The organism is Nonomuraea sp. NPDC050733, assembly GCF_040654215.1.
GTDB lineage: Bacteria > Actinomycetota > Actinomycetes > Streptosporangiales > Streptosporangiaceae > Nonomuraea.
Genome location: NZ_JBFAHO010000077.1, coordinates 1 through 13458, shown reverse-complemented (window position 1 = coordinate 13458; position 13458 = coordinate 1). Strand labels below are relative to the sequence as shown.

Here is a 13458-nt window from a genome sequence, read left to right as displayed (position 1 = left end):
CCCTCGCGGCCCACCCCCCCGCGGCCCCGGGCGGCCCCGCCCGCCGGGGGCCGGCCCCGGCCGGAGGCGTGATTCTAGGACAGGGGGTTCTGGGTGAGCAGGTGTGCCTTGAAGCCCGCGCCGTAGGTGCTGGTGGGGGTTCCGTCGTAGTCCTCGATGAGCACGTTGCCCTGGCTGCAGCCCCACGGGTTCCACGTCCAGGCCGTGTATCCGACGCCGTGCGCGTCGGCCCACGCCATGACCTGGTCGATGTAGTCGTGGGCGCAGGAGTTCTGGCCGATCTCGCCGGCGTGCACCGGCACCTGCGCGGCGACGGCCCCGACCTGGCTGTCCCAGCAGGAGACGTTGGAGCAGGCGTTGAAGTTGTAGGTGTGCCAGGCGGCCATGAGGTTGCCGGCCGGGTCGGACGGCTTGTAGGTGAGCCACTGGCTGAGGTCGTTGGACCAGGTCAGGCCGCCGAGCATGATCACGTTGGTGGCTCCGGTGGCGCGCACCGTGTCCACCAGTGACTGCATGCCGGCCACCTGGTAGCCGATGCCGGTGCAGGTGCCGCCGTCGCGCCAGCAGGTCCATCCCGCGGTCGCGTTCCAGTTCGCGGCGGCGTCCGGGTACGGCTCGTTGAACAGGTCGAAGACGACCGCGTTGTTGCCCTTGAAGGCGGTGGCCACGCCCTTCCAGAACGTCGGCGCGTACTGCGCGTCGGGCATCGGCTTCTGGCAGGTCGCCGTGGTGTCGGAGCAGCCGGCGCCCTGGCCGGTGTACTGGCCGTAGTTCCAGTGCATCTCCACGATCGGCGTGATGCCGTTGGCGACGAGCAGGTTCACGTAGTCCTTGACGTTCTGCTGGTACGTGGCGCCGCTGGGCGTGCCGTTGGTGCCGTTCCAGCACTCCTCGTTCAGCGGGATGCGTACCGCGTGGATGTTCCAGGCCTTCATCGCGTCGACCGACGCCTGGTCCACGGGACCGCTGTCCCACATGCCCTTGCCCTGCACGCAGGCGAACTCGCCGCTCGCCCGGTTGACGCCCAGCAGCCGGTACGTGGCGCCGGCGGAGGTGACCAGCCGGTTGCCGGAGACGCGCAGGGCGGGCGCCGCGCCGCCGGTGACGCCGTCGTTGTCGGCCTCGGTGGCGTTGACGGTGACGGAGGTCAGGCCGGGGGAGGTGACGCTGATCGGCCGGGTGCCGTTGGTGCTGTCGGCGTCCTCGGCGGCGCTGAGCGTCACGGTCTGCGGGGTGCTCCAGTTGGCGGCGGTGAAGGTGAGGCCGGCGCCGCCGGTCACGGTGAGGTCGCCGTCGCCGGTGCCCGCGGTGCTGGTCACGATCACGTTGCCGGACGGCTGGGACTGCAGGCGTACCGTGTAGGCGCCGGTCTTGCCCTCGGGCACGCTCACACTGGTGGGCGAGACCACCAGGGCCTGCTGCGTCCCTCCGGAGCCGGTACCGGTGCACGACACGGTGGGCGAGGTGTTGGCGCCGGTGTAGGTGCCGTTGAAGCCGACGGTCCAGGTCGCGCCGGTGCCCTTGGCGGCGTTGTACGACTCCGGCTTGACGGTGACGGCCGCGCCCGCGGGGGTGGGTGCGGCCGGGGTCGGCACGCCGCCCCACATCTGGGTGATCACCTGGTTGCCGGGGAAGTCGAAGTTCAGGGCCCAGCTGGTCAGCGGGTCGCCGGTGTTGGTCACCGTGATGGAGGCACCGAACCCGGTGCCGTTGTCCCAGCTCTTGGTGTAGGTGGCCGAACACGCCACGGCGGCGTCGGCGGCGGTCTGGACGGTGGCGAGCCCGGATCCGGCGAGCAGCACGGCGGCTGCTGCCATCAACGGTCCGCGCCACGGGTTCCGGGGCATGTGCATGAGGGTTCTCCGTGACGGCATCGGCCCCTCCAGGGGGGTGGGAGCGCTCCCAAACGATCTGCCCCTTCGCGGAGCCTCCGCAAGCCCGCTCCGGTGGCCCCGAGGCCGGCATCAGCGCCGACCTCGGAGGACAGCATCGGTGCCGCTGAAACTTTCACTCCTCTCAGGTCATCGGCCGCCCGCGTCCGCCGCCGCCCGCTCGACGACCACGATCGGGATCCGCCTCGGCGTCTTGCGCTGGTAGGCCGTGTACTGCGGCCATAGCCCGGTCATCGTCTCCCAGAGGCGGTCCCGCTCGTCCTCGGCCGCCGGACGGGCCACCGCGTCGAACACCTCGGCGCCGACCTGCACCGTGACCCGCGGCTCGGCGAGCACGTTGTGGAACCAGAGCGGATGCCCGTCGGCACCGCCGTTGGAGGCGACCACGAGGTAGCGGCCGGCGTCCCGGCCGTAGATGAGGGCGGTGCGGCGCGGGAGCCCCGAGCGGCGGCCGATCGTGGTGATCAGCAGGGTCGGCGCGCCGTGGAAGAGATGACCGCGGGCGCCGCCGGACTCGGCGTAGCTCCTGACATGCCGGGCCACCCACGCGGTCGGGCTGTCGACCGGCTCCCGACCCGTCGGGCCGCCCCGTCCCGCCGGGGTGTCGATCGGCTCCTGGCTCATCGGGCCGCCCCGCCCACGTGCCGGTCGGCCCACGCGCGGGCCTGCGCGAACCAGCGGGGCGCGGTGCGGTGGCCGTTGAGCACGTGCCCGGCGCCGGGGATCACAACGGTCTCCAGCTCGGCGCGGGGACCGTAGAAGGGGGCCTCCTGGGCGTGCAGCGCGGCGGACGCCCGGGCTCCGGCCAGCAGCCGGTCGTGCTCGCCGTTGACGATCAGCACGGGGACCTGGATGCCCCTGTTGATCGAGGGCGGGGTGTAGGAGTCGCCGGGCGGGAAGACATCGGTCGTCCTGGCGGCCTCGTCGGCGGCGATGACCTCGGGATCGGCGCCGGGCCGGTGGTAGAACCAGGTGGCCCGCAGGCCGGGCCGGGTGGTGAGGTAGCCGTCGTCGAGCCCGCGCCCGGCGAAGCGGGGATCGTCGGCGGCACGCCGGATACCCGCGCCCATCCGCTCGAAGGCGGCCGTGTCGGGCGCGCTCGACTCGCCGGTCAGGATGACGCCGTCCACCTCCGCCGGATGCCGGGCCGAGGTGACGGGGATCGAGGCGAGCGCCAGAAGCACCGCGGTGGTGATGCGCATAGGACTCCTTCGTGTAACCAAATTTGGTTAACCAAATTTGGTTACCGCACTATGGCTCACCCACGTCCGCACCGTCAAACCGCTTTCCCTCCCGCTCAGGCGGGCTTTTCGTTGCGTTCCAGCCGTTCGATCAGCTCACGGGTCCACGACGCGTCACCCGCGGCCTGGGCGGCGCGCAGCGCGAACAGCTCCGCCACATGCGCGGGGCGCTCCCCCTCTGCGGCCGTGGCCATGATCCGCGCCCGTTCGTCCTCCAGGGCGCGTACCCGCTCCTCGAGCAGTGCGATCACTTCGTCCACGGGCAGCGCGGGCAGCATGACCAGGGCCGCACCCAGCAGCTCCGGGCGCCTGTCGGGCACGCGCAGGGCGCCTCTGAGCAGTTGGAGGAACTCCGCCTCGCCCTTCTCGTTGATGGCGTAGTCGACGCGGCCCGGCCAGTCGTGCACCTCGCTCGCGTCCAGCAGCCCCTCCTTGGCCAGCTGGCGCAGGGCGTGGTAGATCGAGCCGGACCTGAGCCCGGCCCACCTCTCCGTCTCCCACGACTCCAGCTCGGAGCCCACCAGGTAGCCGTGCGCCCGGTCGTGCCGCCGCACCACGCCGAGAACCAGCAGTCGCGTCGCCGACATCGTCTCCCTCACTCGCCGGGGTACCTGGCATCCCGGACCCAGGTTAACCGTCACGCCCGGTCCGAGCCGGTCGGCGGGCGATCAGGCCGGCCGACGGTGAGCCCCGTCCGGAGCGGGCCCGCGAGCACCTGGTCGGGCTCGATCGTCGGTAACATCTGCTGAGAGTCCCACGGCGCCCGTATCCCCGCCGAGTTCGGAGTTCCGGCAGTGCTTTTCGACGTCACCCGCAGCGAGCTCGCCGACATCTTCGGCGAGGACCGGCTCGCGACCCTGCCCGCCACCGCCTTCCCGCCCTCCACCGCGGACCTCGAGGGCGCCCGCCTCCTGCGGACCGTCGGCGTCCCCACCGGGACGCTCCGGCTGCGTGAGCCCGGCGAGGACTCCGGCCGGCTGCCCCTCGTCCAGGACGTCGTCGACACCGAGGACTTCGAGGACGCCTCGGAGCACGCGGGCGAATGGCCCGTCATCGGCTGGCTGCTCAACGCCCACCTCGCCCTCGACCCCGGCTCCGGCAGGGTGCACGCCTTCGACGCCGACGAGGAGACCGTGCGGGAGCTCCACACGGACGTCTCCTCCCTCGTCCAGGTCACCTTCCGGCTCCAGCGCCTGCTCGAGGAGTTCACCTTCGACGGCGGCGACGAGGAAGCCGGCTTCGAGCACCTGGAGCGCGAGGTCGAGCGCATCCGTCAGGAGACGAGCAGCATCGACCCGCTCCCCTTCCAGGACGACGAGACCGTCTGGTCGATGGTCGGCGAGGAGATCGCCGCGGGCCGGCGCTTCAAGGGCGCCAGCCCGGGAGCCCGCTCCCTCTACGGGTGATCCGCGCCGTCAGGCAAGCGGAGCCTGGCGTGGAGCTCTCCCGCGGTGCACGGCTATCGCCGCGCCGAGGGCGAGGGCGGCGTACCCGCAGGTCACGGTCAGGCCGGCCCATGGCGGGAGCGGGTAATAGCCCACGAGCAGTGACGGGTCCACGTCCACGTGCGCGAACGTGGGGACGCTCTGCGTGATCGCGAACCCGGCGGCGGGGGTGATCATCAGCAGCCATGGCGCCAGTCCCGCGATCGCCAGCAGATAGGGGACGACGACCAGCGCGACGGCCAGCCCGATGGCGACGACGGCCCGCTTGACCAGCGCGGCGAGGCCCAGGGCCAACACGGCGGCGGCTGCCGTCAGCGCCGCGTAGCCGACGATCACCCGCAGCTCGGTACCGAGGGTGATCGGCTGGATCGGGTTCTGATGGGCGCGCAACATCGCCAGGCCGGCAGGGACCACCACCCCCGCGGCCACCAGCCCCGCCACGAACGCGACCGCGCCGACCACCGCGGCCTCGGCCGCCGGCACCCACGCCGGACGCGGCTCGGCCTGCGGGCCGGTCCCGGCCGGTCCGCGCCGGCGTTCCGCCGTGAAGAACGTGGCCGCCGCCACGAGCACCGGGATCAGCCCCAGGGCCCCGCCGATCAGCGTGAGGTCGGCGCGCACGCCCCCCTCCACCGTGGCGGGCCCGATGTCGCCACCCCCGGTCACGATGAGCTTGTCGCCGGACTCGACGACCCCGCCCGGGTGGTGCGGGGTCCTGCCGTCGGACTCCATGGCGACGCCGACGTCGTCACGGCGCCACGAACCGTCCGCGCCCCGCAGCTCGATCTGGTCGAAGGTGGCGGTGGCCTGGGCGAAGGCTTCCGCCATGTCCCACAAGGCGCCCGGTGAGGTGGCGAACAGCCCGATCTCGACCGTCTCCGGCAGCCCGGTCAGCTTGACCGCGCTGATCTCGGTCCACGTCCTGCCGTCGTCCGACTCGTAGCCGGTGACGGTGTCGCCCGACCTGGTCAGCCGCAGCCACTGCGGGCCGTTGTGCGGACCGGCGGGCACGTCGTGGGTGTAGTTGTACTGCATCCGCACGCCGTGGTCTCCGGTGAGCATGACGGCGGCATACGGTGTGCCCTGCTTGAGGCTCTGCCTGACGAGGAGCCCGGCCTTCGCCCACGGCACCACTCCCTGCTTGATGTTGCGCACCCCGGATACGGCGTCGGGCAGCCGGATCTGCCCGGTCATGTCCGACACACGGGCGGTGAGGCTGCCGTTCCCCTTGAGCGGCTGGTGCACGAAGTAGTACTTGTCCTGCACCGCCGTGCCCTCGGGTCCCACCAAGGGCCCGGGGCAGGGGCCCTCGCCCTTCCCGGTCACGCAGCTGCTGCGGACGCCCCCGGCGACCAGCAGTCCGAGCGACACGGTGACCAGTACGGAGGCCGCCATGGCAAGCGCCCAGCCGCGCGCGGAGCGGAACCTGGTCCACTGGGCGTGCAGCGCCTGGGGGAAGCCGTCCTGCCCGGCCCGCCGGCTGGAGCGGTGAGGCGTGAATGAACTCATGCCGACGGTTGTACGGGGCACCCGGTTCCAGCCGGGTCGCGGCCGCTGCGACCCGGCTGCGACCGGGGCTCTGGCATCGTTGGAGGCATGGCATCTCGACCCGGCGGCCGGCCGGTCCGCCCTGCACGCACGACGACCGGCGGTGAGCGGCAGTGAGGGTCCTCGTCGTCGAGGACTTCGAGGTCCTCGCCCGCTCCATCGGAACGGGGCTGCGCCGCGAGGGCATGGCCGTCGACGTCGTCCTGGACGGGACCGCCGCCCTCGACCGCCTGGCCGCCACCCGCTACGACGTGGTGATCCTCGACCGCGACCTGCCCGGCGTCCACGGCGACGAGATCTGCCGGCGCCTGGCCCACGGCCGCTGCGAGACCCGCGTCCTGATGCTCACCGCCTCCGGCACGATCGAGGACCGCGTCGACGGGCTCAGCCTCGGCGCCGACGACTACCTGCCCAAGCCGTTCGCGTTCGCCGAGCTGGTCGCCCGCGTTCGTGCCCTGGCCCGCCGCGCCACCCCGCCGCTCCCGCCCACCCTGGCATGCGGGGACATCACCCTCGATCCGGCACGCCGTACCGCGTCCCGGGCCGGCCGGCGCCTTGACCTGAGCCCCCGGGAGTTCGCCCTGCTCGAATGCCTGCTCGCCGTGCCCGGCCTGGTCATCTCCGCCGAGGAGCTGCTCGAACGCGTCTGGGACGAGGCCGCCGACCCCTTCAGCAGCGCCGTCAAGCACACCATGCACCGGCTGCGGGCCAAGCTCGGCGACCCTCCGGTGATCGAGACCGTCCGCGAGGCCGGCTACCGGGTTCGTCCGTAGTGCCCCGGCCTTCGGCGGGAGTGCGGCGGAGCGCGTCAACCGCCATGACCCCCCGGACGCTCGCCAGGAGGTCCCTGCAGACGCGGCTCGCGCTCGCCTACGCGGCGGGCATCTACGCCGCCGGGGTCCTCGTGCTCGTCCTCGTCGCCGTCCCGCTCGCCAGCATCGATGCGGCCGCCCCCAAGGGCCGGCCCTCGTCGAGCGCGATCAACGAGACCGGACCCGGGATCAGCCTGCCCCAGCTCCTCACGGGCTGCGCCGTCGCCCTGGTCATCCTGGTTCCGGTCGCCCTGGCTCTCGGCTGGTTCGTCGCCGGCCGGTTCCTGCGGCCGCTGCGCGCCATCACCGCCACCGCCAAGATCATCTCCGCCGGAGACCTTCACCGGCGACTCGCGCTCGGCGAGCCCACGGACGAGCTGACCGAGCTCGGCCACACCCTCGACGACCTGTTCGCCCGCCTTCAGGCCTCCTTCGACGCCCAACGCCACTTCGTCGCCAACGCCTCCCACGAGCTGCTGACCCCGCTGGCCGGCCTGCGCACCCTCCTCGAAGTCGCCCTCGCCGACACCGACGCCGACACCGAAACTCTGCGCTCGGTCTGCCAGGAGGCCCTCGCTCTCGGCGGGCACCAGGAGCGGCTCGTCCAAGCACTGCTCGCGCTGGCCACCAGCGAGCGCGGCGTGACCCGCCGGGACCCCCTCGACCTCTCCCAGGTCGTCGAAGGGGTGCTCGCCTCCCGCCGCGGCCAAGCCACGGAAAAGGGCATCGACCTCGCCGAACGCCTGGCGCCCGCAGTGACGGCCGGGGACCCGAGGCTGATCGAAAGCCTCGTCGCCAACCTCGTCGACAACGCCATCCGCCACAACCACGCAGGCGGGCACGTCGAGGTCACCACCCGGACCTCCGGCACGGAGGCGACCCTCACGGTCGCCAACAGCGGGCCGGTCATCCCCGACAACCAGATCCAGCGCCTCTTCCGACCCTTTCAGAGGCTGGCACCGGAACGTCATGGCCGTCACGTCGGCTACGGCCTCGGCCTCGCCATCGTCAGCGCCGTCTCCCAGGCCCACCACGCCACCATCATCACGGGCGCCCGCCCCGAAGGGGGTCTGTGCATCACCGTGCGATTCGCGCAGGTGTCCCCTGCACGGTCTGCGACGGCCCAGCCCTTTACATTGTAGATCACCGACGACGAACCGGACGCAACCCGCGCAGCCCGCGCAGCCAACCGCGAACTCATGGCCCAACTCAACCGCGGCCGCGACACGCCTACCAGCTAAAACAGCAGGTCAAGGCGTTCTCCTCCCGAGCGCGGCCCCAGCCCCACGGTGAGTGATCGTCGCAGGTCACTGTGCGCGACGGCGTTATCCGCCGAGGGTCGGTTTCGGTCCGGGCGTTTGGGGATGAGTCAGGCGCGCAGCCGCTCGATAACACTGAGAGCCCGGTGCCTATACCTTGCTCGCGACCACCATGTAGTTCTCGGCCTCAAGATCGAACGTGCTCACTTCCGTCCGGAGTCCGACCCGGTGCAGCTCGACTTCGAGCTCCTCGTACCGGTAGGGCCAGCAGGACAGCAGTTCCGAGCGGACAAGAACCAGCCCAGTCGCATCAACTTGCGCGATCGCAATCTCGATGTGGTGCTCCTCCTCCCAATGCGGCGCAATCTCCCAGCGGTAGACCACGACGGCATCGCGACCGTTCCGGCGGACGAGTCGGTCACTGATGTCCAGCCGGGAACCTCTGGCCCTCACGAGTTCCCAAGTGCGGGATGTGAGCACCAAGCGCCCGCCAGGGCGCAGAAGCCGTGACATCGACTCCAGAGCAGCACCCCTGCCTGTCGCGCCCGCGGCATGGTGAAGCGAGTTGCCAACGCAGAACACCATGTCGAACGTGTCGTCCTCGAAATGGTCGGGTAACTCTTCCCAGTTCGCCCGCATGGCCCGGACGGATGCCCCGAACTCCTCAGACAACTCTGCAGTCCGACGAACCATCGCTTCGCTGGCGTCAGTTGCGACAACCTGCATGCCACGACCGGCGAGGCCAACCGCCAACTGTCCGGTTCCGCACGAACAGTCGAGGACGTGAGCGTTCGACGGCAGGAGACTGAGGACGTCATCGAACGACGCAGCGAACTCGGCTGGAGGCAACTTTGCATCCGAGATGAGCCATTCGTACACCTCGGCAAGCACGTCATAATCCGTCACAACCACTACCTCCGTCACGCGGCAGACTCACGGCGGGACGTCAGTCCATCATCGGAGCAAGCCGGGCACCAATGGTTTTCGCAAGGACAACCCGCCCGCGCATGCCGCGGATAGCGCGAGCTGATCCGCGTCATTCGCCGTGGTGTCGGCGCTTCGGAACTATCAATACGTCCGAACTTGATACGCAGCGTGTCCGGTAGTCCGGGAGCCCCGGTTACGCCGGGTCGCGTTGGGGCCAGGGACATGCTCGGGAGCGGCGGGCCGTCAACAGCAGCTTCCCGACCTCTTGAGGAAAAGGACGCCATCTGCGCCGGTTCGTGCGCGGCTGGCCGCCCGCGCGATGACACCGGCATTCACCCTCCGCGCCCGGCCAATTGCTGGTGTCCAGGTGCGTGTGCGGCCCGGCTGGGGGAGTCGGTTCGCCGAGGCGCGGGGCGCCCCGGCGAGCTGGGGATGACCCCCGGGAGCGCCCCGCTGCGCCGGGTCGGCGCAGCGCCGGAGGGCGCGTCCGGTTCCATACGGTTTCGCGTGTCCACGCAGAGTGGTCGGGCGATCACTGGTATGCAGGAGGTGCGGGCCGGCTGCTGGAGGGGTCGCCGGCCCGCGTTCATCGTGCGGCCTCCCCGGTACGTCCCGTCGACCCGGGGCGCCCACGTTCTGCCGCCCTCACCAACTTCCGAGACCACCGCTCTAGCGTTGCTAGCTTGCGGGAACCACACTTCTCCCAAATGATCCTTGAGGCCGGTTTGTAAAGGCTCCTTGACGTCCGAGGAGGCGGTGCCGCACCCTGGCGGTACACCCGACGTCAAGGAGCCTTTACATGGGATGGACCAGCCCGGCCGACGAGACCTACGCCCACGAGGGCTACGCGCTCCCTCTCGTCGACAGCCGCGAGCCCGACCCGATCGACGGCAACACCTCCTGGTGGGTCTTCGACGGGAAGAACGGCCACCCGCGGGCCACCCGCCTGCAGGCCGGCTGCGAGTGCGGCTGGCGAGCCACCGCCACACACGAGATCGACTGGGACGCCGGCCTCGACGCCAACGAGGGCGACTGGGAGCACCCGGGCGGCCCGTACGCCGACTGGCTGCGCCACGTCCGGGCCGCGACCGGCGGCGCGGTGCCCAGCGACGTCGAGGAGTTGCTGAGCACGCTCGGCCGACGGCTCGGCGAGCTGTCCGTCGAGCGGCCGCTGGCCGCCCTGCGCATCGCCGGACGACTGGAGAAGGCCACCGACCGGGCCGCCATCGCCGCGGCGGTCGCCGCCCGCCGCCAGGGCGCCACCTGGGAGGCCGTCGGCTCCGCACTCGGCGCCACCCGGCAGGCCGCCTTCCAGCGCTTCAGCCGCCACCTCACCGGCACGGAGTAGTTCACGGCACGCACCCAAGAAGAGATCGGCAAGCGCGTACGAGCGCTGGACGGGTCCTTCGCCGGCACCATCGTCGCCGGCGACTTCGCCAACGGCCGATGGACCATCCAGAGCGACGACGGCAACCACCCGCACCTTCAACGAACCCGACCTCCAAGAGGACCGCCAACCCCGACAGATCCATAGCTGAACGACCAGATCCCCACGACGTGATCACCACTCAGAGCCTGCTGACAAAGGGATTTGGCGTTGGAGTCCGACAGAGATCCCCAGAGGGTCGGCTGGCGCTCCTCCCAGGTGCGCAGGCACAGCCGGCCTCTGCGCCGCGCTCTTCTCACGAATCCGGGCCGATCGGACGGCATGGTACGTTCGAAGACTTTGTTCGTATCGAAAGGCACGCTATGGACGCTCTCTCCCTGCACAACCGGTTCCTCAGCGACGTGCTTCCTCGGATTCAGCAAGATCCGAGAGTGGCCGGTGTCGCCATCGCGGGGTCGATCGCCAGAGGACACCCCGATATCTACTCCGATGTCGATCTCATCGTGGTCATCGACGACGAGGCGTTCGACCGGGTCATGAAGGAGCGTCTTGAGCTGATCGGCTCGTGGGCCGCCCTGGTGGCGGGGTTCACCGGGGAGCACGTCGGCGAACCCCGCCTGATCATCACGCTCGTCGGGCCGCCCCTTCTCCACGTCGACTTCAAGTTCGTGCGGGCCTCCGACTTCGCCGAGCGAGTTGAGGACCCGGACATCCTGTGGGACCGAGACGGCGACCTGGCCGCCTCTCTGGCGGAGCATCCGCCGACGGACCCGTCGCTCGACCTCCAGTGGATCGAGGACCGATTCTGGGTCTGGGTGCACTACGGCGCGACGAAACTCGGCCGCGGCGAACTGTTCGAGGTCATCGGCTTCCTCAGCTACCTGCGCGAGGCCGTGCTGAGTCCTCTGGCCGCTCGGCGGATGGGTGCGTCACCGCGGGGTGTCCGCCACCTCGAATTCATCGCACCGGATGAGGCGCGCGCCCTTCAGGCAACCCTCTGCGGTTACGACCGGCACGACGCCGGTCGGGCTCTGCTCGCCTGCGTCGAGCTCTACCGGCAGTGGCTCGACGACCCCGCAGCGGTGATCGAACCCCGTCGCCACGCCGAAAAGCTCGCCGTGCAGTACCTCCACGACGTCATCGATCAGGTGAGCTGACCAGCCACCCCATCACGTACCGTCTGACAGACGCCGCCCCGCAGGAGACGTTTGGAGGCGCCGAGGCTGACCGCTCCTGGTAGCTGAGGTGTTGTCTACGCATCTCGGCGGCCAGGAGCCCGTGGTTGTCTGTTTGCACGCTCACGTCCGTGGGCGCCAGCGGTTGTGCTTCACCGGGGTGCCGACGTCATGGCCGCAAGCCGTCGTATCCGTCGGATCTGACCGATGCCGAGTGGGCGGTGCTGGAAGTTGAGGCGCGGGCGATGATGGCCGAACTGGTCGCGGCCACGGGCAGGCCGATGGTGCATGACCTGCGGGCGGTGCTGGACGCGATCGGCTATGTGGCCCGGTACGGGATCGAGTGGCGGGCCCTGCCGGTCGACTTCCCCCCGCACGAGGCGGTGTACGCGTTCTTCCTGCGGTGGTCCGGGCGTGGTCTGCCCGAACGGCTCGTGGGGCGGTTACGCGGCCGTCTGCGCATCATGGCCGGACGCGGCGAACTGCCCACGGCCGGGTGCATCGACTCCCAGATGATCAGGGCAGCCGAGACCGTCGGGGCCGCGGTCTGCGGTTATGACGCGGGCAAGAGACTGAAGGGACAGAAGCGGCATATCGCGGTCCCACCAGGGCTACATCAACAAGATCGGACCAGCCCTCTACGGACCCATGCCCACGACCACTTAAGCCTTTGTCAGCAGGCTCTCAGAGGGGTGACCATCCGCCGAAGCCGACCTCGGCCTGGTAAGCCTCGACGAACGCCGCCGGGTCGCCGTTGAGCAGGTGCACGGTCTGGCAGGGCCGACCGGTGCGGTCGGCCAGTTCCCCGACGCGATGCATGACCTCGCGCTGGCACTGTTCCAGGGTGGAGGTGAGGACGAGCGCCGCCGGTTCAGCGTTCTCCTCATTGATGATCACCTCGGCCTTCCACCCGGTCGCGGTGCGCGTGTAGGCCGCCTGGAGTTCCAAAACCCGCGCGGGGCTACGGCGCCGGACCGCCGCCTTGTCGCCTTCTCGGGCGCGCCGCGCCTTGATCCTCTTCCCCTTGCCCATTGCCCCGGCCTCCGAAGCGATCACGCGCCAGGCCCGAGGGTCCGGATCCCGGTCACGGTCGCCATGGTGACCCACGATGAGCGTCACTGACACGAGTCTTCGCCCAAGCGCTTTGTCACGCACAGGCGGGTGTCCTGTTCGACCGAACTCTGCCGGGGACGTGCGCGCTGACCTGTGGGTCGCAAAGTAGGTCCGAACAGCATCCGGCAGTTTCGTTCAGACCTACTTTGCATATTCGGGGCCTGGGAGGTCGGGAACCTTGCCGTTCGCTGCCCGTCCGGGTGTTCATGCTGGCGCGTCCCGCCGAGCTGCAAAGTGGAACCGAAAGGCGCAAGCTTCGTCCGGGCGGGACACCCCGTGCTGGCCTGGTCTGTTCCAGCCCGGTGACACCATTTCCTTGGTGTGGTCGGGCGCGACCTTGGGCGGGTCCACCCGTCGGAACCGAGGTGCCGGCCGTCGATGGGCAGGTCCTGTTGGGGGGGCCCGCTGGTGGTCGCCGCTTACGGAGGACCTGGGGGCCAAGCCGTTTGTTCGTCGCCGTTGTTGTGGGTGCGTTGAGTGATGGTGCGTTCGAGGCCGTCGAGGAGGGCGAGGAGGCCGAACTCCCGGGTGGTGGTGGTCGAGGGGATGGCCACGGTGGCGGCCAGCAGCGGGAAGCGGCTGGCGTTGAGGAGTAGCAGGTCGCGCATGATGGGGGCGGCGCTGCCGTCCGTCCAGGTCTGAGTGCCTTGGGTGGCGGC

The 13458-nt window shown here is 70.5% G+C and carries 14 protein-coding genes; 6 read left to right on the top strand and 8 right to left on the bottom strand.

From position 1 onward, the window contains the following. Positions 1-74: 74 nt before the first annotated feature. The 4 genes from AB0H64_RS44455 to AB0H64_RS44440 all read right to left on the bottom strand — a co-directional run bounded on the left by AB0H64_RS44455 (position 75) and on the right by AB0H64_RS44440 (position 3720). The gene (locus AB0H64_RS44455; protein ID WP_357637870.1) at positions 75-1817 is read right to left on the bottom strand and encodes a cellulase family glycosylhydrolase; all 1743 of its coding nucleotides are present in this window, start codon (positions 1815-1817) and stop codon (positions 75-77) included. Between the two features lie 204 nt (positions 1818-2021). After that, the gene (locus AB0H64_RS44450) at positions 2022-2516 is read right to left on the bottom strand and encodes a nitroreductase family deazaflavin-dependent oxidoreductase (RefSeq protein ID WP_357637867.1); all 495 of its coding nucleotides are present in this window, start codon (positions 2514-2516) and stop codon (positions 2022-2024) included. Further along, positions 2513-3094, bottom strand: a complete 582-nt coding sequence (locus AB0H64_RS44445; RefSeq protein ID WP_357637865.1) for a hypothetical protein — start codon at positions 3092-3094, stop codon at positions 2513-2515. Before AB0H64_RS44445 ends, AB0H64_RS44450 begins: the two co-directional genes overlap by 4 nt. 95 nt (positions 3095-3189) lie before the next feature. Next, entirely contained in the window at positions 3190-3720 is a 531-nt protein-coding gene (locus tag AB0H64_RS44440) for a PadR family transcriptional regulator (protein ID WP_357637863.1), read from the bottom strand. A gap of 207 nt (positions 3721-3927) precedes the next feature. Here AB0H64_RS44440 and AB0H64_RS44435 point away from each other — a divergent pair, with 207 nt between their 5' ends. Continuing rightward, complete coding sequence (locus AB0H64_RS44435) at positions 3928-4539, top strand: SUKH-4 family immunity protein (RefSeq protein WP_357637860.1); 612 nt, start codon at positions 3928-3930, stop codon at positions 4537-4539. A gap of 9 nt (positions 4540-4548) precedes the next feature. On the opposite strand, the gene AB0H64_RS44430 is transcribed toward AB0H64_RS44435, so the two are convergent. Then, a complete protein-coding gene (locus AB0H64_RS44430) occupies positions 4549-6087 on the bottom strand; it encodes a hypothetical protein (protein WP_357637858.1) in 1539 nt (512 codons plus the stop codon). A 152-nt stretch (positions 6088-6239) separates the two neighbouring features. Between AB0H64_RS44430 and AB0H64_RS44425 the strand changes: the two genes are divergently transcribed. Beyond that, complete coding sequence (locus tag AB0H64_RS44425) at positions 6240-6899, top strand: response regulator transcription factor (RefSeq protein ID WP_357637856.1); 660 nt, start codon at positions 6240-6242, stop codon at positions 6897-6899. A gap of 44 nt (positions 6900-6943) precedes the next feature. Next, a complete protein-coding gene (locus tag AB0H64_RS44420; RefSeq protein ID WP_357637853.1) occupies positions 6944-8080 on the top strand; it encodes a HAMP domain-containing sensor histidine kinase in 1137 nt (378 codons plus the stop codon). Between the two features lie 267 nt (positions 8081-8347). Here AB0H64_RS44420 and AB0H64_RS44415 read toward each other — a convergent pair whose 3' ends face one another. After that, positions 8348-9121, bottom strand: a complete 774-nt coding sequence (locus AB0H64_RS44415) for a class I SAM-dependent methyltransferase (RefSeq protein ID WP_357637851.1) — start codon at positions 9119-9121, stop codon at positions 8348-8350. A gap of 802 nt (positions 9122-9923) precedes the next feature. On the opposite strand from AB0H64_RS44415, the gene AB0H64_RS44410 reads away from it, so the two are divergent. The 3 genes from AB0H64_RS44410 to AB0H64_RS44400 all read left to right on the top strand — a co-directional run bounded on the left by AB0H64_RS44410 (position 9924) and on the right by AB0H64_RS44400 (position 12444). After that, positions 9924-10472 carry a hypothetical protein gene (locus AB0H64_RS44410; RefSeq protein WP_357637849.1) on the top strand — a complete coding sequence of 183 codons (549 nt, stop codon included), beginning with the start codon at positions 9924-9926 and terminating at the stop codon, positions 10470-10472. A 209-nt stretch (positions 10473-10681) separates the two neighbouring features. Next, positions 10682-11668: a nucleotidyltransferase domain-containing protein gene (locus tag AB0H64_RS44405; RefSeq protein ID WP_357637847.1), complete on the top strand. Its 987-nt coding sequence runs from the start codon at positions 10682-10684 to the stop codon at positions 11666-11668. A 149-nt stretch (positions 11669-11817) separates the two neighbouring features. Further along, positions 11818-12444 carry a transposase gene (locus AB0H64_RS44400; RefSeq protein WP_357637844.1) on the top strand — a complete coding sequence of 209 codons (627 nt, stop codon included), beginning with the start codon at positions 11818-11820 and terminating at the stop codon, positions 12442-12444. Here the strand turns inward: AB0H64_RS44400 and AB0H64_RS44395 are convergent. Together AB0H64_RS44395 and AB0H64_RS44390 are read right to left on the bottom strand one after the other, a co-directional pair. After that, positions 12371-12805, bottom strand: a complete 435-nt coding sequence (locus AB0H64_RS44395) for a hypothetical protein (RefSeq protein WP_357637841.1) — start codon at positions 12803-12805, stop codon at positions 12371-12373. The two genes, AB0H64_RS44400 and AB0H64_RS44395, sit on opposite strands and share 74 nt — an antisense overlap. Before the next feature lie 413 nt (positions 12806-13218). Continuing rightward, positions 13219-13458 (bottom strand): hypothetical protein (locus AB0H64_RS44390; RefSeq protein WP_357637839.1); only part of this gene is annotated, 240 nt, incomplete at its 5' end.